This is a genomic window from Catonella sp., assembly GCF_052173895.1.
In the GTDB taxonomy this organism is placed as follows: Bacteria; Bacillota; Clostridia; order Lachnospirales; family Lachnospiraceae; genus Catonella.
Genome location: NZ_JBQMXS010000003.1, coordinates 68,935 through 90,524 on the forward strand (window position 1 = coordinate 68,935; position 21,590 = coordinate 90,524).

The 21,590-nt window shown below is 31.8% G+C and carries 21 protein-coding genes and 2 pseudogenes; 19 read left to right on the forward strand and 4 right to left on the reverse strand.

The genetic code is table 11. The features are described from left to right. The first annotated feature begins 100 nt into the window (after positions 1-100). From ACTTG8_RS01335 to ACTTG8_RS01350, 4 genes are all read left to right on the forward strand, one after another. Positions 101-1,009, forward strand: a complete 909-nt coding sequence (locus tag ACTTG8_RS01335; protein WP_442560330.1) for an ABC transporter ATP-binding protein — start codon at positions 101-103, stop codon at positions 1,007-1,009. A 3-nt stretch (positions 1,010-1,012) separates the two neighbouring features. Further along, a complete protein-coding gene (locus ACTTG8_RS01340; RefSeq protein ID WP_442560331.1) occupies positions 1,013-1,774 on the forward strand; it encodes an ABC transporter permease in 762 nt (253 codons plus the stop codon). Then, on the forward strand, positions 1,771-2,505 hold the full coding sequence (locus ACTTG8_RS01345; protein WP_442560332.1) for an ABC transporter permease: 735 nt from the start codon (positions 1,771-1,773) through the stop codon (positions 2,503-2,505). Before ACTTG8_RS01340 ends, ACTTG8_RS01345 begins: the two co-directional genes overlap by 4 nt. A gap of 430 nt (positions 2,506-2,935) precedes the next feature. Next, positions 2,936-3,283 carry a hypothetical protein gene (locus ACTTG8_RS01350; RefSeq protein ID WP_442560333.1) on the forward strand — a complete coding sequence of 116 codons (348 nt, stop codon included), beginning with the start codon at positions 2,936-2,938 and terminating at the stop codon, positions 3,281-3,283. Positions 3,284-3,288: 5 nt separating this feature from the next. Here ACTTG8_RS01350 and ACTTG8_RS01355 read toward each other — a convergent pair whose 3' ends face one another. From ACTTG8_RS01355 to ACTTG8_RS01365, 3 genes are read right to left on the reverse strand one after another with little or no spacing between them, the layout of a single operon-like run. Beyond that, a complete protein-coding gene (locus tag ACTTG8_RS01355; protein WP_442560334.1) occupies positions 3,289-3,651 on the reverse strand; it encodes a hypothetical protein in 363 nt (120 codons plus the stop codon). A 9-nt stretch (positions 3,652-3,660) separates the two neighbouring features. Further along, positions 3,661-3,897, reverse strand: coding sequence for a hypothetical protein (locus ACTTG8_RS01360; RefSeq protein ID WP_442560335.1), 237 nt, complete (start codon positions 3,895-3,897; stop codon positions 3,661-3,663). After that, on the reverse strand, positions 3,881-4,186 hold the full coding sequence (locus tag ACTTG8_RS01365) for a hypothetical protein (protein WP_442560336.1): 306 nt from the start codon (positions 4,184-4,186) through the stop codon (positions 3,881-3,883). Before ACTTG8_RS01365 ends, ACTTG8_RS01360 begins: the two co-directional genes overlap by 17 nt. Positions 4,187-4,990: 804 nt before the next feature. Here ACTTG8_RS01365 and ACTTG8_RS01370 point away from each other — a divergent pair. The 11 genes and pseudogenes from ACTTG8_RS01370 (at position 4,991) to ACTTG8_RS01420 (ending at position 16,323) form a co-directional block, all read left to right on the forward strand. Further along, complete coding sequence (locus ACTTG8_RS01370) at positions 4,991-5,134, forward strand: type A2 lanthipeptide (protein WP_442560337.1); 144 nt, start codon at positions 4,991-4,993, stop codon at positions 5,132-5,134. A gap of 217 nt (positions 5,135-5,351) precedes the next feature. Next, complete coding sequence (locus ACTTG8_RS01375; protein WP_442560369.1) at positions 5,352-5,447, forward strand: ATP-binding cassette domain-containing protein; 96 nt, start codon at positions 5,352-5,354, stop codon at positions 5,445-5,447. A gap of 84 nt (positions 5,448-5,531) precedes the next feature. Beyond that, positions 5,532-6,266: an ABC transporter ATP-binding protein gene (locus tag ACTTG8_RS01380; RefSeq protein ID WP_442553620.1), complete on the forward strand. Its 735-nt coding sequence runs from the start codon at positions 5,532-5,534 to the stop codon at positions 6,264-6,266. Position 6,267: 1 nt separating this feature from the next. After that, positions 6,268-8,178 (forward strand): FtsX-like permease family protein, encoded by a 1,911-nt coding sequence (locus tag ACTTG8_RS01385; RefSeq protein ID WP_442560338.1) that lies wholly within the window; start codon positions 6,268-6,270, stop codon positions 8,176-8,178. A 64-nt stretch (positions 8,179-8,242) separates the two neighbouring features. Further along, a complete protein-coding gene (locus ACTTG8_RS01390; protein ID WP_442560339.1) occupies positions 8,243-9,817 on the forward strand; it encodes a hypothetical protein in 1,575 nt (524 codons plus the stop codon). Continuing rightward, entirely contained in the window at positions 9,798-10,406 is a 609-nt protein-coding gene (locus ACTTG8_RS01395; protein WP_442560340.1) for a response regulator transcription factor, read from the forward strand. Before ACTTG8_RS01390 ends, ACTTG8_RS01395 begins: the two co-directional genes overlap by 20 nt. 80 nt (positions 10,407-10,486) lie before the next feature. Then, positions 10,487-10,657 (forward strand): annotated as a pseudogene (locus ACTTG8_RS01400) (IS5/IS1182 family transposase); the annotation flags it as partial. A 310-nt stretch (positions 10,658-10,967) separates the two neighbouring features. Beyond that, positions 10,968-12,380, forward strand: coding sequence for an MBOAT family O-acyltransferase (locus ACTTG8_RS01405; protein WP_442560341.1), 1,413 nt, complete (start codon positions 10,968-10,970; stop codon positions 12,378-12,380). 12 nt (positions 12,381-12,392) lie between these two features. Then, complete coding sequence (locus tag ACTTG8_RS01410; RefSeq protein WP_442560342.1) at positions 12,393-13,553, forward strand: DHHW family protein; 1,161 nt, start codon at positions 12,393-12,395, stop codon at positions 13,551-13,553. A gap of 2 nt (positions 13,554-13,555) precedes the next feature. Then, positions 13,556-15,175 carry an aryl-sulfate sulfotransferase N-terminal domain-containing protein gene (locus ACTTG8_RS01415; RefSeq protein WP_442560343.1) on the forward strand — a complete coding sequence of 540 codons (1,620 nt, stop codon included), beginning with the start codon at positions 13,556-13,558 and terminating at the stop codon, positions 15,173-15,175. Next, positions 15,160-16,323, forward strand: a complete 1,164-nt coding sequence (locus ACTTG8_RS01420) for a DEAD/DEAH box helicase (protein ID WP_442560344.1) — start codon at positions 15,160-15,162, stop codon at positions 16,321-16,323. Before ACTTG8_RS01415 ends, ACTTG8_RS01420 begins: the two co-directional genes overlap by 16 nt. Before the next feature lie 107 nt (positions 16,324-16,430). On the opposite strand, the gene rpoD is transcribed toward ACTTG8_RS01420, so the two are convergent. Beyond that, a complete protein-coding gene (gene rpoD, locus ACTTG8_RS01425; protein WP_442560370.1) occupies positions 16,431-17,540 on the reverse strand; it encodes an RNA polymerase sigma factor RpoD in 1,110 nt (369 codons plus the stop codon). A 330-nt stretch (positions 17,541-17,870) separates the two neighbouring features. Between rpoD and ACTTG8_RS01430 the strand changes: the two are divergent. From ACTTG8_RS01430 to lepB, 4 genes and pseudogenes are all read left to right on the forward strand, one after another. Then, positions 17,871-18,668, forward strand: a pseudogene (locus tag ACTTG8_RS01430) (P-loop NTPase); the annotation flags it as partial. 455 nt (positions 18,669-19,123) lie between these two features. Then, entirely contained in the window at positions 19,124-19,993 is an 870-nt protein-coding gene (gene fba / locus ACTTG8_RS01435) for a class II fructose-1,6-bisphosphate aldolase (RefSeq protein WP_442560345.1), read from the forward strand. A gap of 99 nt (positions 19,994-20,092) precedes the next feature. After that, entirely contained in the window at positions 20,093-20,956 is an 864-nt protein-coding gene (locus tag ACTTG8_RS01440; RefSeq protein ID WP_442560346.1) for a class I SAM-dependent methyltransferase, read from the forward strand. After that, complete coding sequence (gene lepB / locus ACTTG8_RS01445; protein WP_442560347.1) at positions 20,956-21,543, forward strand: signal peptidase I; 588 nt, start codon at positions 20,956-20,958, stop codon at positions 21,541-21,543. Before ACTTG8_RS01440 ends, lepB begins: the two co-directional genes overlap by 1 nt. The last annotated feature ends 47 nt before the right edge of the window (positions 21,544-21,590 follow it).

Consider the following 21,590-nt stretch of genomic DNA (forward strand, 5'->3'; position numbering starts at 1 on the left):
ATGAGATGGTGTCTTTGACCATTTCTTAATGTAATCATAAGGTAGGCACAAGCGACATTTAATCTTATTACGCTATCATATGATTCAGGAGGAAAAAACAATGCAAAATATGATTGAATTACATAATGTTACAAAAAAGTTTGGAGATGTTACTAATGTCAATATTAAGGAATTAACTCTCAAGACGGGTGAAATTTATGGATTTCTTGGCCCTAATGGTGCTGGAAAGTCAACGACAATGAAGATGATCCTGTCTTTAATGTCACCAACGTACGGACAGATTGAGGTAATGGGTCAACCAATAAAAGATAGCCTCACTTATCTTAATAAAATAGGATCTATGATAGAGGAGCCGTCTTACTATCCTAATTTAACAGGATACGAGAACTTACTTGTCTTCCAAAAAATGCTGGGATTTGATGAATCAAATATACAGGAAACATTAAGGCTTGTTGGATTATGGAATAAAGACAATAAAAGAAAACTTGTTAAGTCCTATTCTCTTGGCATGAAACAGCGTCTGGCACTTGCTTTTGCACTCGTAAAAAAACCTCAGATTCTTCTGCTTGATGAACCTACAAATGGACTTGATCCATCCGGCATTCATGAAATCAGAGAATTGATTATCAAATTGTCGAAAGAATACGGTATCAGCATTCTCATTTCGAGCCATATTCTTTCGGAAATTGAGCAGATTGCTGATCGGGTTGGAATAATCAGTCATGGTCAGTTAGTTTATGAGGGTAAGATCAGCCAGATCAAAGCAAACGAATGGATTGAAATAGAAGGAAACTTAAATACTGACGAAGTAAACGATATTATTTCCAGGCATCCACAAACTTCATTGAAAGAAATCAATGATCATTTATTGAAAATTGCAAATCAAAATAATGATGAACTTGCTCTGTTTATATCTGAGTTAGTTTTTCAAGGAAATTTAATTTATCGTGTAGAGAGAAAAAAAGAAAATCTGGAGACGATCTTTTTGAATTTAATAAAGGAGGCCTGATCCATGTTGCAAAACATAAAAATTGAATTGCTTAAAATTCGCCGTACTCACATATTTTTGATATTATTCGTCATAATGATCATTGCAAGCCTTTGGCAGCTTTTTGCAATTAATAGTGAATTGTCGCATTCAAATTTGCATAATATTGCTGTTTTTTATAACAATCAAACGGTAGACTGTCTTATATTGCCCATTATGGTCAGCATATTTGCGTCTAAGATTATCAGTAACGAGAAAGAGGGGCAGACATTTAAGTTACAACAATCAAATGGAACTGAAATTTACAGGATATTTTTATCCAAGATACTGCTGATGGTTAGTACTTCTATAGTTCTTTTTGTGATGGAAACGACTTTTCGATATGTATATGCTTCTATAAATGGTATACATACCAGTGTAATGTTGCTTCTGCTCTTTTTGATAGGTCAAGTGCTGACAGTATTCCCTTTGATTTGTATATTCCTTGTTTTATCATTACTTTTAAATAAACAGGGAATTGTATTAGCAATCGGCTTCTTGTTTGGTTTTTTGGGAATCGTAATGATATCGCGCAGCCAGTCAATTTTAAGTTTCTGGTTGCCGGGAACAGGAAATGCCTATCTTGCCCCTTACAAGTATCATCTTATTGATAATGCTCAGCTTTCATATGAGTACACACTGGATCAATATTTGCCAGTTCGTCTTTTGATTTATATCTTATTCTGTTTATTGATTTATATGATAGCTCGGATGGTAATCCGCAGAAAGGAGATTTCTCTTATATGATGCTACACTATATAAAGTCGGAATGGAAAAAAGCCAGTAAAATACAAGCAGTTTTTATAACTTTCATATTTCTTGCTATTTCAAGTTTTATTGGTCTGGGCATATATTTTGCTAATCGAGAGGTATTGGAGGATGGAACACAGTCGCTTGTTCTATGGGGACAATTGACTTTTTACTATAGCCAAGTTCTTTTTGCACCGATGGTGGCTATTTTAACAGCTATCATTATGATGCCGGAATTTGAAAGAAATACCTTAAGCATGTTGAAAGCAAATAACATTTCTATTAATGGAATGTTGAAAGGAAAGTTTGTTGTAGTATTTGCATTGCTAATTCCTGTTCAGGTAATGCTATTTGTTGTTTATGTATCCGGTATGGCTACGGCACATATTCAAATAGATCATTCTGTCTTCGTGAATGTAAGATGGCTACTGATATCAATGGTTGCTTCCATATCGCTTATTTTCATACAATATTATATTTGTGTTAAAACGCGGAGCTTTGGTCAGGCAGTTGGTATTTCAAGCCTTGGTGCCATGGGTGGATTTATCATTCTTTTTATTAATCAAAATATAGGATATATTTATCCTTATTCGCTTCCAATGATAGCTCTTAGAAGTCGAAAACTTGTCGATTTTTCTCCGCTGGAGTTTGTATTTTTCATTTTTGTTTGTTTGATATATGCAATGATTTTTTATCATTTAACTAAGAAAGAATTGATGAGAAAATAATCTGATAGTAAGGAAAAATTCATAGCGATGCTAAGGTATACTTATTTATCAGAAATTATAGTAGGATTAGCACTAAGAATCAATTTATTTGGTGTTCCGGAAATCATCACATCTGCAGGTCATCTGAGACTCAGGGATTGCCGAAATGGCATGAACTGAGATCTTTCGTTAAAGCTTCCCATTAAACGTGATATTTAACGATGTATTAAACTCTGCAACACACATAAGATGAAAACCAAACGTAGGATTGAACGCAATATAAGACGATAGATTAAATGCCGTCCCGATAAGGTTTTCAAGCAAAAACAAATTTGCTTGGAATCTTATTGTGATATACAATAAAAGCGATTATATTTTGACTAAAATATAATCGATAAAATTCATAAGGAGCGTTATACTAAAATAAAGTTATTGTGAGAGGAGGATACTTATGGCAGCTTTTATAGTAATTTATGTATTAGCAATTTTGGGAATGGTAGGCTTTTTCTTTTTTGCAGGAACAACAATTGTAAGATTAACATTATTTACCTTAGATAAATTCGCTCTTTTTATAGCTACTTGGTATTACACTCATACATATTTTTCTATGAAATTTTCGTCAGGAAATGCGGTTTATTTTTGGGATACTATAGCCTCTTTATTGGCAGTCGGACTGTATACATTACTATTTAAATTACTATACAATAGATTTTCAATAATTGGTAAAATAATAAATTTTGCAATATCTTTCTTTCATTTTCAATATACTTATTATTGGAATATGAATTGTTGTTACTAAATAAGCTAATCTCCTTGTCCCAACAATCCATACCCATTATTTATAGCAAAATCACAAATTTCAGTTAGTTTTTTTGCAAAAATTTTTATTTTAGTAAAACTCAAATTATATTTAGCAATCAATTTATTTTCATCAATTTTGCAATGTTCTACCCATTCTGTTATAGAAATGGAAAAAAATTTTATTTTATCTACATTTTTGTTATCGATATATATTTCTCCGTATGGGTCAAATTTATAGTAATAATTGTAATTTTCAAAATTATCTTTGAAATCGTATAAAAAATCCCCAATATTATTAGGCTCGACAACACATATTTTATTATTTGTTTTTGCTGAATTTTGTGCTAAAAAAATAACTAAAGACATAATATCTCCTTATTTGATTGGATATGCTGTTACTACATTTCCATATTCATCTATTACCACTTTCATTTTATTTAAACTTTTAATTCCCTCAGTGCCTATTTTTCCGTAAAAATTTTTTATAAATATATATCCTTTTCTGCCGTTTATATTATTAGATATTGTAGACGCACTACTTGTTAACGTTTCCTTAATCGCCCATTTTATATCAAAGTTTTTCACAAATTTAGATTTATTTTTTAACCTCATCTACATTTAAGAGTAATTTCCCACCTTTTCTAAAATATGCAGAAGAAGGTAATGCAGGCAACAGAGCAACTGTGTCAAGAGCTGCCCAACCTAAATTTGCAAGTGATGGTTCGTTAAAGAATTCAGCCCAACTTGCACCTGCCATAACTACATCTAAGGCATTCCAAATTGTTCTTGGTTTCATTGGAGAGTTATAGAATCTGTCCACATAGTATGCAGTTCCATACTTTGTTTCAACTTTTCCTACTATTTTACCATAAGGAAATATTTTCTTAACTTCTTCGTTCACATTTTCTGATTCCGATGATTGAACATTTAATAAATTAAAATAATGTGAATTTGCTCTATTTTCAGCAAAAACCGGAATATTACTACTAAAAGTTATAATAAAAACAAGTAAGAAAGACAATATTTTTTTGAAATTGTTTTTCTTAGATAAATCCTTTCTCTGATTGATAAAATTTTGTCTACATTGATACTGAATAGTTAACTATTGTAATTGGTATAATATAATAAATTATTTAGTTTTTCAAGTAGCATAAAAATATTGTTTCTATCTCTCATTTTCAATATACTTGCATAGAGCTTTCAATTTGCTTAATTTTACCTAATGTATCTTGCCTTTGTGAAGCCATTTCTTGTAGCTTTTTATCAAGTTCATCATAAGAATTTACTCCGTACGTACAGGGGTTTGGGGATACTCCCAAACAAGCTGAAATTGACGAATTTATCCGCAGTGAAAGCGAAAGGATATGTCAATTTTTCGTAAGTGCATATGCACTTACTGTGCTTGTTATAAAACTTCGGAAGAGATTTTGATGTTTCTTGTATTTACAATATTTAAGCTATTGAGATTAAAGAATTGTCTATATTAAAGTAAAATAAGGCAAAATATAAGGATAAATCTTTTAGATTTTAAGTATCTCATAAACAAAAAATATTTGGAAAAAATGCGGTATAATTGTTGTCGAAGGTATAACAAAATCGGTATAACTCAAAATTGAAAATTTTATTTTTTTGCACTTTTTACTCATAACATTTTTTATAAATGTTAGTATAATATGAGCAAATAAGAAGAAAGGAAGAAAAACTAATGCTACAAGAAAAAATTTTAGCTGAAGCAATTGAAGAAGTGCCAGAAATGGAACTTGAAGAAATTGCTGGAGGTAAAAAAGGTTGTGGTTGGTTCTGCACTATTACAGACGATTGCCCTAATTTAGTGTTTGTGTGCTGCTAATTAAAGACCAGTTATAGGGAAATATACATTAGATGAAGAAGAGTTTTTATCCTTAAAGCCTGCATAGATATAATGGAACTACAATAGCTAGAGAATTTTGTTCTTTAGAAAGTGAAAAAAATGGAATGTATAAATTATCGGGAAGTAATATGTTAGATATAGAATTAGATAATGTTAGTTATAGATATGAATATAATAGTGATGAAGTTTAAAAAATATATCTTTAAAAATAAGGGATGGGGAATTTGTTTCTATTATAGGTAAAAGTGGATGTGGAAAATCTACACTTGCGAAAATAATATTAGGTTATTAAGAAGCAACAGATGGGGTTGTTAATTATAATAATGTAGACATAGTTACCGAAAAAATAATTCAAAGAAATATAGGAGAAAAAATAATGAACAAATTAGAATTAAAAAAAGTGTATAAAAAATACAATGGTCAAGAGAAGTATGTATTAGATGACATTTCACTAAATGTTAAAGATGGTGAGTTTGTATCCATTATGGGTAGGAGTGGCAGCGGAAAAACCACTTTGTTAAATTCCGTATCTACAATTGATAAGATTAACAAAGGAACTATTTTATGTGGAGATGTGGACATTTCCAAGCTGACAGATAAAGAGGCATCAGAATTTAGAAAAAATGAAATAGGATTTGTTTTTCAAGACTATATGCTTTTAGACAGTTTAACAATTAGAGAAAATATCGCTGTGGCATTATCTCTTAAAAAAGTAAATAAAAAAGAAATAGATAAAAGGATAGATACATATGCTGAAATGCTTGGAATTTATGACCAGTTGGATAAGTATCCATATCAGCTTTCAGGAGGACAAAAACAAAGGGCAAGCATTATAAGAGCAATAATCAAAAAACCTCTTATACTGTTTGCGGATGAACCTACAGGTGCTTTAGATCTGAAATCATCAAAGGATATAATGAAAATTTTTGAAAAAATAAATAAAGAGCTGAATGTAACTATAGTTATGGTAACGCACGATGCAATTTCATCTTCTTATTCAGACAGAGTTGTATTACTGAAAGATGGAAAAATTGAAAAAGAAATATACAGAGAAAATAATGGAATATTTTATGAAGATATAACAAATTCATTATCTAAGTTAGGAGAATAAAATGGAATTTAAGATTACTAAGGCAAATATAAAATCAAACTTCTTTTTGTATAAAGTTTATTTTTGGGCAACTGCAATTATCCTAACTATATTTTCAGCATTTTTAAATTTTTCATCAGATAGTATGATATTAGAAAGAATCAGCGAAAGTGGTAGAGTTGAAGCAATGGCAAAAGCTATCTATTTTTTTCTGCTAATTTTGGTTGTGTTCTTTCTTATGTATTTTAATCACTTCTTTTTAAAAAATAGAAGTAGAGAAATAGGCATACTTGCATTACTTGGATTTTCAAAAGCTGAACTGGTAAAAATTTTATGCTATGAGAGTATTGTAATATTATCACTAAGCTATATCTTTAGTGTGGTGCTGGGAGCATTTGCGTATTTAGGTATTAAAGTGGCTCTTATAGGCATATTAAATCTTGGCATATATCCTAATTTATATATTGATTCCGGTGCAGTGATAAAACTGTTATTGATAGCTTTTGTTATATTTATGGTAAATATGGTTATTAATTTGATTTTAGTGATGAAACATTCTTTGATAGAATTTGTTAATTACTCTAAAAAGAGTGAAAGAATTGTAAAAATAAGACCTGTGATGTCTATTTTGGCGTTTTTATTAATTATCAGCGGATATATAATTTGTTTGACAAGTTACTTTGGAATAAAAGGAATATGGAAAATAGGAGTTACACCTGTTTTTGTATTGGTTGCTGCCTTAATAGGGTTTGGAACAATTATACTTGTAAAATTTGGAGTGCCATATATATTAAACAAAATCAAACGAAATGTGAATAAATTATATACGCCGGTGGGTAATATTGTATATCCTAAAGTAATTTTTAGAATATCATCAAAAAACAAATTATTGATAGTTTTAAGCTTACTTATAACAATGACAGTTACAATGATTGGTATAATGACATTTACGCTTGTATATCCGATGAAAGCGATTGATAGATTGAATCCGTCTGTAATTGAGTATAATTCTAAAAATGATATATTTAATGAGGACAAGCTATCAGAAATTGCAAAATTAAATAATGCTGATGTGTTGAATACCACGATATTGAGAGTGAAGACCACGCCAAGCATTCCTATAACAGAAAGTGGAAATAAGGAAATAGATTTTTTTGATATTGTGAAGTTTAGTGATTATAAGAGGTTGATGGAAGCTCAGGATAAAGAAAATAAGATAGAGAAATTAGAAAAAGATGGATATTTGTTAATAAACTACTATCCTACTGAGAAACCTTTATATATCAAATTTACTCTTTACAACGACGATGAAATCAATATAAAGAAAGTAAATACAAATAATATTTTTAGTTTTGCTAACAGCGTAACAACTCTTGTGGTTGATGATGCTTATTATGAAAAATTAAAAACAGAAAATATCGGAGAAAATATTAACATAACTACTATAAATGGAAAGGGGTTAAGAGATAGCAAAGATTTTTATGAAAATTTTAAAGAAATAGAAGATATTCAAAGTAGTTATTTAAAAAAATATACTATTGTAAGAGATAATTCATCTACATTTATATTTATTTCTTTTATAGCAATATTGCTTGTTATATGTACTGCAAGTATTCTCTATTTCACAAATTTGATTGAAATAATTGAAAATAAAGAAGAATATAATTATCTTGGCAAAATTGGATATTCTAAAGTAGAGATTATTAATATCATAAAAAAAGAAATAGGTGTGCTATATAAAATACCACTAATTATAGGAATTTTGAATGGAGGTTTTATGTTGTTTTCTTTTCGCCATATATTGATTGATAAGTTAGTAGGTTCAAAAGATTTGATAACAACGACATCTGTAACCCTAATTTCTTTTATAGGAATTTATTTCTTGTTTTACCAAATGACAAAAAAAGCAGCAAAAAAAATGATTAAAATATAATATGTGTTATAATAAGTAGGATTGGATATACTGATCCTATTTATTTATTGGAGGTGGTAATAGTTTGTACGAGATAGTTCCTTTTTTTAAAGAAAATATAAATAGATATAGTTGGATAATGTTTATAATAGTACAGCAAATTCTTTTTCTGTTTTATTTAAAAACAAATATTTTGTTCGGTGAAATTTTATTTGTTGATGCTATGGTCTTAATTTTTGATTTGATAAGTATAATATATATTTATTTGGCTTGCCATATTAGGAAAAACAATGAAATTTTCCTAAAAAAAATTATAATTTATGTATCATTAATTTGTTGGCAGCACTTTTTTGTATTAAACGAAAACAATTTTTGGTATGGAATGGGAGCGATACTTCAGCCAATAGTAACATATGTTTTCACTATTGGAAGTTTCAATTTATTGTTATATGGAAAGACGGATTTTAAGAGGAAAATTGATACTTTTATTTGCATTGTTTTGTGGTTGATAGTGCCGATGTTTTTGGTAAATAGAACCATATTTAATTTTATGTACCTTATATTATTTGTCGGATTGCATTTGTATCCATTTTTAATAATGGTATTTTATAGGAAATATTTTAATAGCATTTTATCAAAAATTAGAAAAGAGTGTACTCTTTTTTCTTTTTTTCTTTTGTTTTTATTGTGCTTAATTTTTGTAGACGGGTTTGTTAAAATTGGCTTAGTTTATTCAAATATAGGCTGGTATGTGGTTACAATTACAATATGTGTTATTACTTATTTGAGATTTGTTCAAGAAGTATTATTAGTAAAAAGCAAAAATATTGTTGGAAAAATGACTTTAATCAGTAGCTTTATAATATTATTATTTGTTGCGTTATGGATGCTGATACTATATCAAAATGTGAAAAGATTTGATTATATAGTATTATATTTAGGATTAACCGAGCTATTTATGTTTATAATTGTATTATACATAAAGATATATTTGGAATATAGATTGTATATCAGGGCTTCTAATTTGGAAAATAGTAAGTTTATAAGTATGCTGAAAGTAGAGGAAGAAATCAAAGAGCAATTTGCGGAATATTTACATGATGATATTTTGCAAAGTGTTATTGCTGTAAAAAACATTACTCAAATATCTTGTATAGAGAATGAAAATAAAAAACTAATAGTAGGCGAATTAAATAATTTGGTGGATAGTATTAGAAATGAAGTAGATACCCAAAAACCAATCATTAATTCAGATGTAAATTTAAAAATGGTATACAGGGAATTGATAAATAGTTTATGTAGGAAATATAAAACAAACAAGATAGTTAACTTTAGATGTACTGATGAATTAAATATATATTCACCTTATTCTGCAATCATATATAGAATGATTAAGGAGCTTATAAATAATGCAATAAAATATTCTGAAGGATATGTAACCAATCTTTATTTAGATGTTAGATTTGATAATATCTACATAAAAATAAATAATATTACTCAAAATGATGAAATAAAAATAGGTAATGGACTTAATAATTTAAAAAAGAAGGTTGAATTTTTAAAAGGAAAAATAGATATTTATATCGAAGATGGTTGTTATTATGTAGATATTATAATACCAATGGAAAGGAGGGTTTGTTTTGAAAATATTGTTAATTGATGACCATAAATTATTTTCACTTAGTATACAGATGATTTTGAAACAAAATACAGAAATAGAAAAAATTGATATAATGTCAGATATAAAAGATTTAGAAAATATAAATACTGCACAATATGATATTTATTTAATAGACATTAACCTTAATAATATTTCAGAAGAAACAGGATTAGAACTTGCTGAAAAATTAATAAAAAAAGATAATAGTATTTGTATTGCAATACTAACAGGACACTTGAAGTTAATGTATGAAGAAAAAGCAAGTAAAATAGGTGCTAAAGGATTTATAGATAAAAATATAGAACCTGAAGAACTTATAAAAATTTTAAAATTAATATATGCCGGAGGAAAATATTTTAAAAATATCGAAACCAAAGAGTTTTTTTATGATAAATTAACTCCTGCTGAAATAAAAATTCTTTCTTTAACAAGGAAAGGCAAAAGCATAGATGAAATTACCAAAGAAGTCTATATAAGTAAAAGAACAGTATTTAATCATTTGAACAACATATATTCTAAACTTGAGGTTAATAATAAGCAAGAGGCTGTGTATAAGGCTGAACAGTTAGGATATTTTTTTGATTTTTAATGTTTGGTGTGAATTTAATATGTGAGAAATTATAGAGGGGAAAAATAGGCTGAATAATAAAAATATATTATGAAAATAAAAAAGGAGATTTGAAACAGGATATGCATTTCAGGAGATATCTAAGCAAGTGTGCATCAAATGTTTTGGCAGAAAGCATTCTGCTGGCTATAGCCAGGAATATGAATAAACTGCATAACAAAATTCAAAAAGGTAAAACAGGCACACATTTATTTAAGTTAAAAAGTGCATAAATTTAGAAAAATCAATATTGCCTTGCAGAAGTCATTCAAGGCTTTTTTAGTATACACTTTTTTATGGCACTTGGTAATAAATATAGATTTATATAGTTGAAAACTCATAAAAAAGGGATTGCACATTAACTTTTAAAAATTTGTTAATGCGACAGCCCCAGAGGTCCCAGAAGGAGATTTGGAACAAATGAAAACTTTGACCGGAACGGAAAGGAGGGTGGCAGATAAAATTTGTCTTAGAATATCTTTCATTTTTACAGCAAATATGGTATGATATGGGTGCTTATCAGAGTAAAAAGGAGTAACACCCATGGTTTTTTCGAGTATTTTGTTTCTTACAAGATTCCTGCCACTGGTACTGGCAATTTATTTTATAGTGCCAAAGCGTATAAGGAATCTTGTTTTGTTTTTGTCAAGTATACTTTTTTATGCTTGGGGAGAGCCTATATATATCTTGCTTATGTGTTTCACTATAACAGTGGATTATGTTTTTGGAATTATTATTAATAAACAAATGGGAGCAGGTAAAAAAAATGGAGCAAAGGTTTCACTGGCTTTAGCCGTAGTAATCAATCTTTTATTACTAGGCTTTTTTAAGTATGCCAATTTTACTATAAATACTGTAAATTCACTTACGGGAGCAGGAATTGCAGCTATAAAACTTGCACTTCCGATAGGTATTTCTTTTTACACATTTCAGAGCCTTTCCTATGTAATAGATGTTTACAGAGGAGATACCAAGGTACAAAAGAGCATATTGGATTTTGGAACTTATGTGACTCTTTTTCCACAGCTCATAGCAGGACCGATAGTAAGATACCGTACAGTAGCAGAGGAAATGCAGGGTAGAGTAGAGAATAAAGCAGATTTTGCAAAAGGAATCAGTCGTTTTATTTTCGGCTTGGGAAAAAAGGTGTTGCTTGCAAACAATGCTGGCTTGCTTTGGGATAGTGTAAATGCACTTACAAATTCGCAGATGTCGGTGGGAGGATTTTGGTTAGGTATCCTTGCATATACTTTCCAGATTTATTTTGATTTTTCAGGATATTCAGATATGGCGATAGGTATGGGACTTATGTTCGGTTTCCATTTTGACGAAAATTTTAACTATCCATATATGGCAAAGTCAATAACTGAATTTTGGAGAAGGTGGCATATTTCACTTTCTACTTGGTTTAAAGAGTATGTATACATCCCTCTTGGAGGAAACAGAGAGGGAATTGTTAAACAGATTAGAAATATAATAATTGTTTGGATGCTTACAGGATTTTGGCATGGAGCAAGTTGGAATTTTGTAGCTTGGGGGCTTTATTATGGAGCAATTCTCATTATGGAAAAAATATTCTTATTAAGATGGATTGAAAAAGCACCTATATTTATAAGACATATTTATACAATGCTCTTAGTAATTGTAGGATGGGTCTTATTCTCTTTTGACTCATTTAAAAAGGGAGCATCATTTCTGGCAGGAATGTTTGGACTTGGAGGCTATGATATTATAAATACTGAATTTATTTATCTTTTATTAAACAATCTAAGCCTTATTATAATCCTTATTTTTGCAAGTACGGATTTACCTAAAAAATGTATTGAAAAAGTTGCATCTAAAGAGAAAATGGCAGGTAAATTCATAAATATTGTTGTACTGGAAATAATTTTTGGAATGTGTGTAGCTTACCTAGTTGCAGCGACATATAATCCGTTCTTGTATTTCAGGTTCTAATGGGAGAGATATATGAAGATATTAACTTATGAAAATGCTAAGATAGCAGTCTTTGGAACTACCTTAGCGGTATTATTTTTGGGAGCTGTACTCCATAAACCGATAGAGTTTTCAGAAACAGAGAACAGGTATCTTGAACAAAGACCTAAACTTACGACAGCCAAACTTTTAGATGGAAGTTTTATGAAAGATTACGAAACATTTATTACCGATCAATTTCCAAAAAGAAGTTTCTTTATGGGAGTAAAGACGGCTCTTGAGAGATTTCGTGGAAGAACGGATGATAATGGAGTATATTTTGGAAAAGAGGGCTATCTTTTTGGAAAGTATGATGGTGCTTTGTTTGAGTCGGAAACGGCTAAGAACAACATGACTGTAATAGCAGACTTTGTAAAAATGTATGCAGATAAATTCGGTAAAGAACATTTTAAGATAGCACTTGCTCCATCTTCTTCAGAAATATTGAAAGATAGGTTACCTGCCAATGCACCTGTTTATAATCAGACGGGTTTTATAGATAAGGTAATCAAGAAAGCAGGAGATGATTTTGTAATAGATTTAGGCAAAAATCTTAAAGAGCATATAGATGAATACATTTATTATAAAACTGACCATCACTGGACAAGCCTAGGAGCTTATTACGGTTATGAAACCATAGCAAGGGCAATGGGACTTGAGGTTTTGCCTTTAAAAGATTTTAAGGCGGATATTGTTGATAAAGATTTCCTTGGAACTTATGATTCTAAGGTAAATACAGGGATTACAGGCGGAGTGATACCGGACAGTATTACAATTTATTTTTCAGAAGAGATAGACAAAGCCGGTATGATGTGGGATAATGACAAGGATAAGACTTTTAACAGCATCTACCATTTGGATGCTCTTAAAGGAAAAGATAAGTACACAGTCTTCTTTGGTGGCAATCATAGCGTGACAGATATAAATACAGAAAATAAAACAGGTAAGACTCTGCTTATTATCAAAGACAGTTTTGCACATAGTCTTGCACCATTTCTAATTAAGGACTATGATAGGATAATAATGCTTGACCTCAGATATTTTAATAAGAGTCTTAAAAAATATCTGAATGAGAATAAAATTACAGATTTACTTGTACTTTACAGTACGCCTGACTTAGCAGAGGACGCAAATATTGGCAGATTGTTGAGGTAGATATGTTAAAAAAAGCTTTGAAGATTTCATTTATAATTTCAATTTTTTTTGCAGCAGTATTAGCAGGAGCAGCCTTTTTAACAAAGACTACAAAAGAAAATATCAAAAAAGCAGAAACTACTGTTCCTGATAGGGTAGAGTATGCAAAGCCTGAAATTATTACAGCAGAAAGTATGTATAAAAAGGTGGCAAAAAAGCTTAAGACTAAAAAGCCTGAAGTATATTCTATGAAATATCAAAAAATGGCAAAAAGTATAATAGACAAGTTCAAAAAAAAGAGAAAATATACTTTAGACTCTCCACTTTTAATTGTAAATCCTTATGGAACTAATACTACCGGACTCTATATTTATTTTAAGCATAAGTTTAGAGTAAATACCAAATACACAGTGAGCGTGAAAGAAATTGATGGTAGGGAAAATGTTAAGGCCGGCAATTTTTCAAATTCATTGTATACAAATACAAGTGGAATGCCTCTTGCAGAGCAGGAGGGGCTTATAGTAGGGTTGATTCCCGGTGAACGAAATTATGTATCTGTATATATTTATGATGAAAATAATAAGATGATAGCTAAGGCAGGATATAAAGTAGAAATTCCTGAGTCGGAGTCTGTTACAATGAAAACTCTTGATGTAGCTCATGAGAGGGAGATAAGCCAGATGTCAGAAGGGCTTTATGCTGTATTTGGTTTAGATGATAAGGGTAGAAAGAATAGACACATATTATTTTATGATAATTATGGAGTAATAAGAGCTGAACTTCCACTTGTTACAGGAGGAGAGGCACCTGAAACCAATATAGGACTGATTGATGATAAACTATTTTATGCAATAGACAAGAGAAGGTTTGCTTTAGTTGACAGGATGGGAAAAGTAGAAAAGTTTATTGGACTGGAAGACGGTACGGTAGCTTTTGGTGACATGGATTTAAATACAGGTATAAGAAAGGCAGTTACCCTGTCTAAAAGGAATGGGAATGACGGTATTTCTTCCTTAGATATTTTAGAGGGAAAATCAAAGGAAATAGTGAATTTTAATAAGCTGTTTTCTTCTTATTATAAGAAGGGGGGCTCTAAACTTAAATTTACTTCTGTACAGTTTATAAATGATAATGACCTTATAGTAAGTGAAAAGAATACCTCGTCAACAATAAGAATAAATAATGTTTTTAGAAATCCTAATATTAAGGCGGTTATTTCAGGAACTGATGAATTGAAGTCTGCTTATGAGAAAGTTTTTTATAGTAAGGACGGAGATTTTGTTGGTCAGAAGAGGCAGAGTACCGCTTATATAGATAAGAATGAGAAAATGGATAACAGGCAGTATCATGTAATGGTATTTAATAATAATACCGGAGGTAGGCATTCATTTTATTATAAATATCTTGTAAATGAAGAAAAGATGACTTATAGCTTGGAAAATGCAATAGAACTGCCTTATTCTGCGGATAATGGTAATATTGCTGTAAATAATGGTTATCTTATTGTGGCCTCATCAGATAATGGAAGTTTTGAGGAATACAATCCTGATGGGTACAAACTGGCAAATTTTTCGTTTGCAAATGATAAAAAGGCTTATAGGATATTCAAACATACTATGAAAGGTAGTTGGTTTACAAAATAATGGAATTTAATGAGTTTATAGAAGATAAGAAGATACTGGCAGGAATAGGGAAGTTTGGGTTTAAGCATCCTACTCCGGTTCAGGAAACAGCTTACAAGAAAATAATTGAGGGTGGAAGTTTCTTTGTGCAGGCACCTACAGGTTCAGGTAAAACATTAGCTTACTTGCTGCCGTTATTTGAAAAATATAAAAAGATAGAGCATGAGAATAAGATTGTAATTGTTGCTCCAACTACGGAACTTGCATTACAAATTCACAGACAGGCAGAGCTGGTGAGGGGGAATACAGGTATAGGACTTCATTCGGTGTGTCTTGGTGGCAATACAAGTATAATAAGGCAGATTGAGAATTTAAAGAAAAAGCCACAGATTATAGTAGGTACTTCGGGAAGAATTATAGAACTGATAAGAAAGCGTAAGATAGCTGCTCATTTGGTAAGGACTTTAGTACTGGATGAGGGCGACAGGTTATTTGATAAGAATAATAAAGAAAATACGGATACTTTGATTAAATGTTTTGTAAGAGACAGGCAGCTATTGTTATTTTCGGCCACAGCTACCGGTGCAGCTTTGGAAGGTGCAAGAGCTTGGGATAAAGATATTTCGGAAATTATTGCTGATGGTGGAAAAGAAATTCCGACAAACATCAAGCACTGGTATATAGTTTGTGAAAAGCGTAACAAACTTGAAATGCTGCGTGGAACAACCGGTGCTGTAAGAACAAGAAAAGCTATTATTTTCGTAAATGGTATTTATGATATAGAAGAAACATTTAAAAAGCTTGCTCATCATCATTATCAGGTAGATTTCATAGGTGGCGAGAGGGGAAAAGAAGAGCGAAAGAACGCTATGCAGGGATTTAGGAATAATAAGATTAAATATCTGATAGCAACTGATATTGCTGCAAGAGGTTTACAGTTTGATGATGTAGATACTGTATTTCATTTAAATTTGCCGGAAGATGCTGATACATACCTTCATAGAGCAGGTAGGACAGGAAGAGCAGGAAGGGTTGGAAGAAACCTAAGTATAATAACAGAAAGAGAACTCCCTCTTATAAAAAAATACGAGAAGGCACTTGGCATTAAATTTTCAAGGAAATTTTACTATGATGGAAAGTTAATGGATGTGGAAAAGGGAGATAAGTGAAATCCTCATATTCAGACAAATAATAATCTTAAATAGAAAGACAGGCTGATACTTATAATTGTAACAGCCTGTCTTTATGTTTATTGAATAGGATATTTCTTTGAAAATTAATAAGAATCAAAGCCTCTAAGCATTTTTGCTCTATTTGGATGACGGAGCTTTCTGAGAGCCTTAGCCTCTATCTGTCTGATACGCTCTCTAGTTACATTAAATTCTTTTCCTACTTCTTCAAGAGTCCTTGTCCTTCCGTCAAGAAGTCCGAACCTAAGTACGAGTACTCTCTGCTCTCTGTCGGATAAGGTTTTAAGAAGTTTTTGTATCTGATCCTGGAGCATTGTATAGGCAGCGGCATCTTCAGGCCCCATAATAGTATCATCTTTTATGAAATCTCCAAGGTGGCTGTCATCTTCCTCGCCTATAGGTGTGTCAAGTGAAATAGGGTCAGCAGAAATTTTCATAATTTCACGTACTTTATCTACAGAAAGGTTCATTTTCTCGGCAATTTCTTCCTCGGTAGGTTCACGCCCTAATTCTTGTAGAAGACTTCTAGATATTCTGTAGGCTTTATTTATAACTTCCGACATATGAACAGGTATTCGTATTGTTCTAGACTGATCTGCTATTGAACGGGTTATAGCCTGTCTTATCCACCAAGTAGCGTAAGTACTGAATTTATATCCCTTAGAGTAGTCAAATTTATCAACCGCCTTAATTAGCCCTAAGTTACCTTCCTGAATAAGATCGAGGAAAGAAAGTCCGCGTCCCACATATTTCTTAGCAATACTTACAACGAGTCTGAGGTTGGATTCTGTAAGCCTTTCAGAAGCAGACTGATCGCCTTCGGCAATTTTTTTAGCAAGTTCGACCTCTTCTTCCATGCTCAATAATGGATAATTTCCTATTTCTTTAAGATAAATCTTAACAGGATCATCAGACATGATAGAAAGGGTGATATCATCACTTATGTCAAGGTCGGCATCATCTTCAACTTCCGGAAGGACATCATCAAAAGCATCCTCGTCCATGTCATTGATGTTAATTATTGTAATATTATTATTTTCAAGGTAATCACAAATTTTTTCATATTGATTGGAGTCGATATTCAGATCCTTAAAAAAGTCATTTAATTTATCTGACTCGATAACATCTTTGTTCTTTCTGGCGATTTCAACAATTTGTTCTAATCTGGCAAGAAAATCATCTTTCGAGACTGTTATATTGTTAGCAGATTTTGTGTTTTCAGATTTTTTAACAGACTTTCTGGCAGTTTTTTTAAGTTCATTTTCATTTTTTAAAGATTTTTCTTCTTTATCTTTAGCATTGGAAGTCATTAGCACCATTCCTTTCACATCTTACATAGTTAAAAAGCGTAAACTTTTGTAATTATACCATAAATATAGATTAAAATCTATTGCAAAATTTTAAAATTGAGTGCGAAAATTTGAATATTTTGCCGAAAAGTGATAATATATAAGTATAGTATAATAATTAATAATATGAAGTGTCTGCTTGTATGAAGGCAGATTTTTGGTACAGACGATTAAAGTATATCACTATGGAGGTGTAATTTGGAGAGCAATAAGGTAAACAGCCAAATAATTGAGTTAAAAAATGAGGGTTCGGTAAAAAGAGTTATAGGAGTAGTAAGTGGAAAGGGAGGAGTGGGAAAGTCCTTTGTAACATCTAGGCTTGCATCAATATTTTCTAAAAAAGGTTATAAGTCAGCAGTATTAGATGCGGATATTACAGGTCCATCTATTCCAAGATGCTTTGGGCTTAAAGGGAAGGCGGAAGGACATGAAAATGGAATACAACCGGTTGTAAGTAAAGGTGGTGTTCAGGTTATGTCGGTCAATCTTCTTTTAGATGATGAATCCACACCTGTTGTCTGGAGAGGTCCAATCATAGCTGGCACTGTAAAGCAGTTTTGGTCTGAGGTAGATTGGAGGGATGTAGATTACATGTTTGTAGACATGCCTCCCGGTACAGGAGATGTTCCACTTACAGTATTCCAGTCACTTCCTGTTGATGGTATTATTATAGTAACATCTCCGCAGGAACTTGTATCAATGATTGTAGAAAAAGCTGTAAACATGGCAAATGCTATGGAAGTTCCGGTTCTTGGAATAGTAGAAAACTATAGTTATATTAAATGTCCGGACTGTGGAAAACTAATTTATCCATTTGGTGAAGGCAAGACAGATGATGTTGGCCTTAAATATGGAATACCGGTGCTTTCAAGACTGCCTATGGATACGAGAATTGCAGAGGCTATGGATAAAGGGCTGGTAGAAGAACTTGAATTGGATGTACTTTCTGAAACTGCTGATACGATTGAATATCTACTTCGTAATGTCAATCATACTACACCTATAGAAAGAAATGAAGAGGATCATAAAATTGCTATTGCTCTTGATAAGAATGAAACAGTGGTAGGGAAACTTGTGGATGCGAATAGATTTTTGATTGTAGATACAAGGGGAAAAAAGGTTTTAGAAAAGTCGGTTTTAGAGCTTAAATCTAATGAAGATGCCGTATTAGCCCTTAAAAATGCAGGGATTGAAATGATTATATCTAATGGAATTGATAAAAAACTTAGAAATGATTTGGCTGCAAAAGATATAGCGTCAATTCCGGTACTAAGAAGTACGGTTGAAACTGCAATTGACAATTTTTTAAATGGAAAATACAATAAGGCTTAAGTTTTATTTACATTTATGCATTGTTGTGATAAAATGTGGACAGTTAAATATAACTTATCATTAAAATAGCATTGTAAAAATGCGGAATGGAGTTTATTATGTATTTAGTATCAGCAAGAGATATGTTGGTTAAAGCAAAGGCAGGTCACTACGCAGTAGGTCAGTTTAACATCAATAACCTTGAGTGGACAAAGGCTATTCTTTTAACGGCAGAAGAGCTTAAAAGTCCTGTTATCCTTGGTGTTTCTGAGGGTGCAGGAAAGTATATGGGTGGCTACAATGCAGTTGTTGGTATGGTAAACGGTCTTCTTAAAGACCTTAAAATATCAGTTCCGGTAGCTCTTCATCTTGACCATGGCTCATTTGAAGGCTGCTATAAGTGTCTTGAGGCAGGTTTTTCTTCAATTATGTTTGATGGTTCACATTATCCTATAGATGAAAATGTGGCTAAGACAACTGAACTTGTTGCATCTGCTCATAAGATGGGAGTTTCTATTGAGGCTGAAGTTGGTTCAATCGGTGGAGAAGAAGACGGAGTAGTTGGTATGGGAGAATGTGCTGATCCGGATGAGTGCAAGAGAATTGCAGATCTTGGAGTAGATTTCCTTGCAGCAGGTATTGGAAATATTCATGGTGTATATCCTGAAAATTGGCAGGGACTTTCTTTTGATACTCTTGATGCTATCCAGAAAAAGACAGGTATTCTTCCTCTCGTTCTTCATGGTGGTACAGGAATTCCTGCTGATATGATTAAGAAGGCTATTGACCTTGGAGTATCTAAGATTAATGTTAATACAGAGTGCCAGTTATCATTTGCAGCAGCTACAAGAGAGTATTTTGAGGCAGGTAAGGATAAGTCCGGTAAGGGATTTGATCCTCGTAAGGTACTTGCTCCGGGATTTGAGGCTATTAAGGCTACAGTTAAGGAGAAGATGGAACTTTTCGGTTCAGTAGGAAAAGCTGAATAAGTTGTATTTACTTGAGCTAAAATTAAAATTATTTTGCCACATCAGGCTAAAATTAGTCAGATGTGGCAGTTTTATTAGAAAATTAGGAGCTATATATTAATGTGGATTGCTAACAATTGGAAAGAATATGAAGTTTTAGATTGTTCAAAGGGTGAAAAACTTGAAAATTGGGGAGGACATACTTTAATAAGGCCGGATCCGCAGGTTATCTGGGATACTGAAAGAGAATTGAAAGAATGGAAAAGACCATCTGCACATTACCATAGAAGCAATCGAGGTGGAGGTGAATGGGAGTTTTTTAATCTTCCGGAACAATGGAATATTCATTACAGGGATTTAACTTTTAATCTGAAACCTTTTAGTTTTAAGCACACAGGACTTTTTCCTGAACAGGCTGTAAACTGGGATTGGTTTTCGGATATAATTAGTAAGAGTGATAGAAAACTGAAAGTTCTTAATCTTTTTGCCTATACAGGTGGAGCGACGGTAGCTGCGGCAAAAGCAGGGGCAGAGGTGGTGCATGTCGATGCTGCCAAGGGAATGGTTGCGTGGGCAAAGGAAAATGCTAAACTTTCAGGACTTGAAAATGCTCCTATTCGTTATATTGTAGATGACTGTGTAAAGTTTGTAGAAAGAGAAATAAGGCGGGGTAATCAATATGACGGTATTATAATGGATCCTCCATCTTATGGAAGAGGTCCCAAAGGGGAAATTTGGAAAATTGAGGAATCGGTATATCCTTTTATGAAAAAATGTACAGAATTATTGCATAAGAAAAGTGAGTTCTTTCTTATAAATAGTTATACAACGGGGTTACAGCCGGCGGTGTTAAGTTATATGCTTAATACATTAATGGTAGAAAAGTTTGGCGGAAAGGTAATGGCAGAAGAAATAGGACTGCCGGTTAAGAAAAATAGTTTGGTGTTGCCTTGTGGGGCATCAGGAAGGTGGACTAGAAAATAATGGAAAATAAAATAGAAAATAATAAAAATAAAAAATGGGATAAAAAGTCTATTATTAAGGAAGTAAGGGATTATGTTTTTCTTATAATATTGGCGTTTGCTCTGGCATTTTTAATGAATAAATTTGTATATGCAAATGCAGAAGTTCCTACAGGTTCAATGATTCCTGTGGTTCAGCCGGATGACAGGCTTATAGTGAATAGGCTTGCTTATTTATTTGAAGAACCAAAGAGAGGTGATATAGTAATGTTTGCTTATCCGGATAATGAAAAGGAAAGTTATTTGAAGAGGATTATAGGTCTTCCGGGTGAGAAACTTGAAATAAGAGATGGCTTGATTTACATAAATGACAGTAAAGAACCATTATCTGAACCGTATCTTAATGATCCACCAAATGGGAATTATGGACCTTATAATATTCCTGAGGATAGCTATTTTATGCTTGGGGACAACAGAGATATAAGCAAGGATGCAAGACATTGGACGAATAAATTTGTAAAGAAGGAAAAGATAGTTGGCAAGGCATGGCTTAAGTATTATCCTAATATAACTATATTACATTCAGCTGAATACGGTGAAAATAACTAACATGGAGGTAACTTATGAGAGGGGACTCTAAAAAGTTGATTTTTTTA

Coding starts and splice junctions, on each gene's coding strand:
- ACTTG8_RS01335 (WP_442560330.1), top strand. CDS start 101: ATGCAAAATATGATTGAATTACATAATGTTACAAAAAAGTTTGGAGAT.
- ACTTG8_RS01340 (WP_442560331.1), top strand. CDS start 1,013: ATGTTGCAAAACATAAAAATTGAATTGCTTAAAATTCGCCGTACTCAC.
- ACTTG8_RS01345 (WP_442560332.1), top strand. CDS start 1,771: ATGATGCTACACTATATAAAGTCGGAATGGAAAAAAGCCAGTAAAATA.
- ACTTG8_RS01350 (WP_442560333.1), top strand. CDS start 2,936: ATGGCAGCTTTTATAGTAATTTATGTATTAGCAATTTTGGGAATGGTA.
- ACTTG8_RS01355 (WP_442560334.1), bottom strand. CDS start 3,651: ATGTCTTTAGTTATTTTTTTAGCACAAAATTCAGCAAAAACAAATAAT.
- ACTTG8_RS01360 (WP_442560335.1), bottom strand. CDS start 3,897: ATGAGGTTAAAAAATAAATCTAAATTTGTGAAAAACTTTGATATAAAA.
- ACTTG8_RS01370 (WP_442560337.1), top strand. CDS start 4,991: ATGCTACAAGAAAAAATTTTAGCTGAAGCAATTGAAGAAGTGCCAGAA.
- ACTTG8_RS01380 (WP_442553620.1), top strand. CDS start 5,532: ATGAACAAATTAGAATTAAAAAAAGTGTATAAAAAATACAATGGTCAA.
- ACTTG8_RS01385 (WP_442560338.1), top strand. CDS start 6,268: ATGGAATTTAAGATTACTAAGGCAAATATAAAATCAAACTTCTTTTTG.
- ACTTG8_RS01405 (WP_442560341.1), top strand. CDS start 10,968: ATGGTTTTTTCGAGTATTTTGTTTCTTACAAGATTCCTGCCACTGGTA.
- ACTTG8_RS01410 (WP_442560342.1), top strand. CDS start 12,393: ATGAAGATATTAACTTATGAAAATGCTAAGATAGCAGTCTTTGGAACT.
- ACTTG8_RS01415 (WP_442560343.1), top strand. CDS start 13,556: ATGTTAAAAAAAGCTTTGAAGATTTCATTTATAATTTCAATTTTTTTT.
- fba (WP_442560345.1), top strand. CDS start 19,124: ATGTATTTAGTATCAGCAAGAGATATGTTGGTTAAAGCAAAGGCAGGT.
- ACTTG8_RS01440 (WP_442560346.1), top strand. CDS start 20,093: ATGTGGATTGCTAACAATTGGAAAGAATATGAAGTTTTAGATTGTTCA.
- lepB (WP_442560347.1), top strand. CDS start 20,956: ATGGAAAATAAAATAGAAAATAATAAAAATAAAAAATGGGATAAAAAG.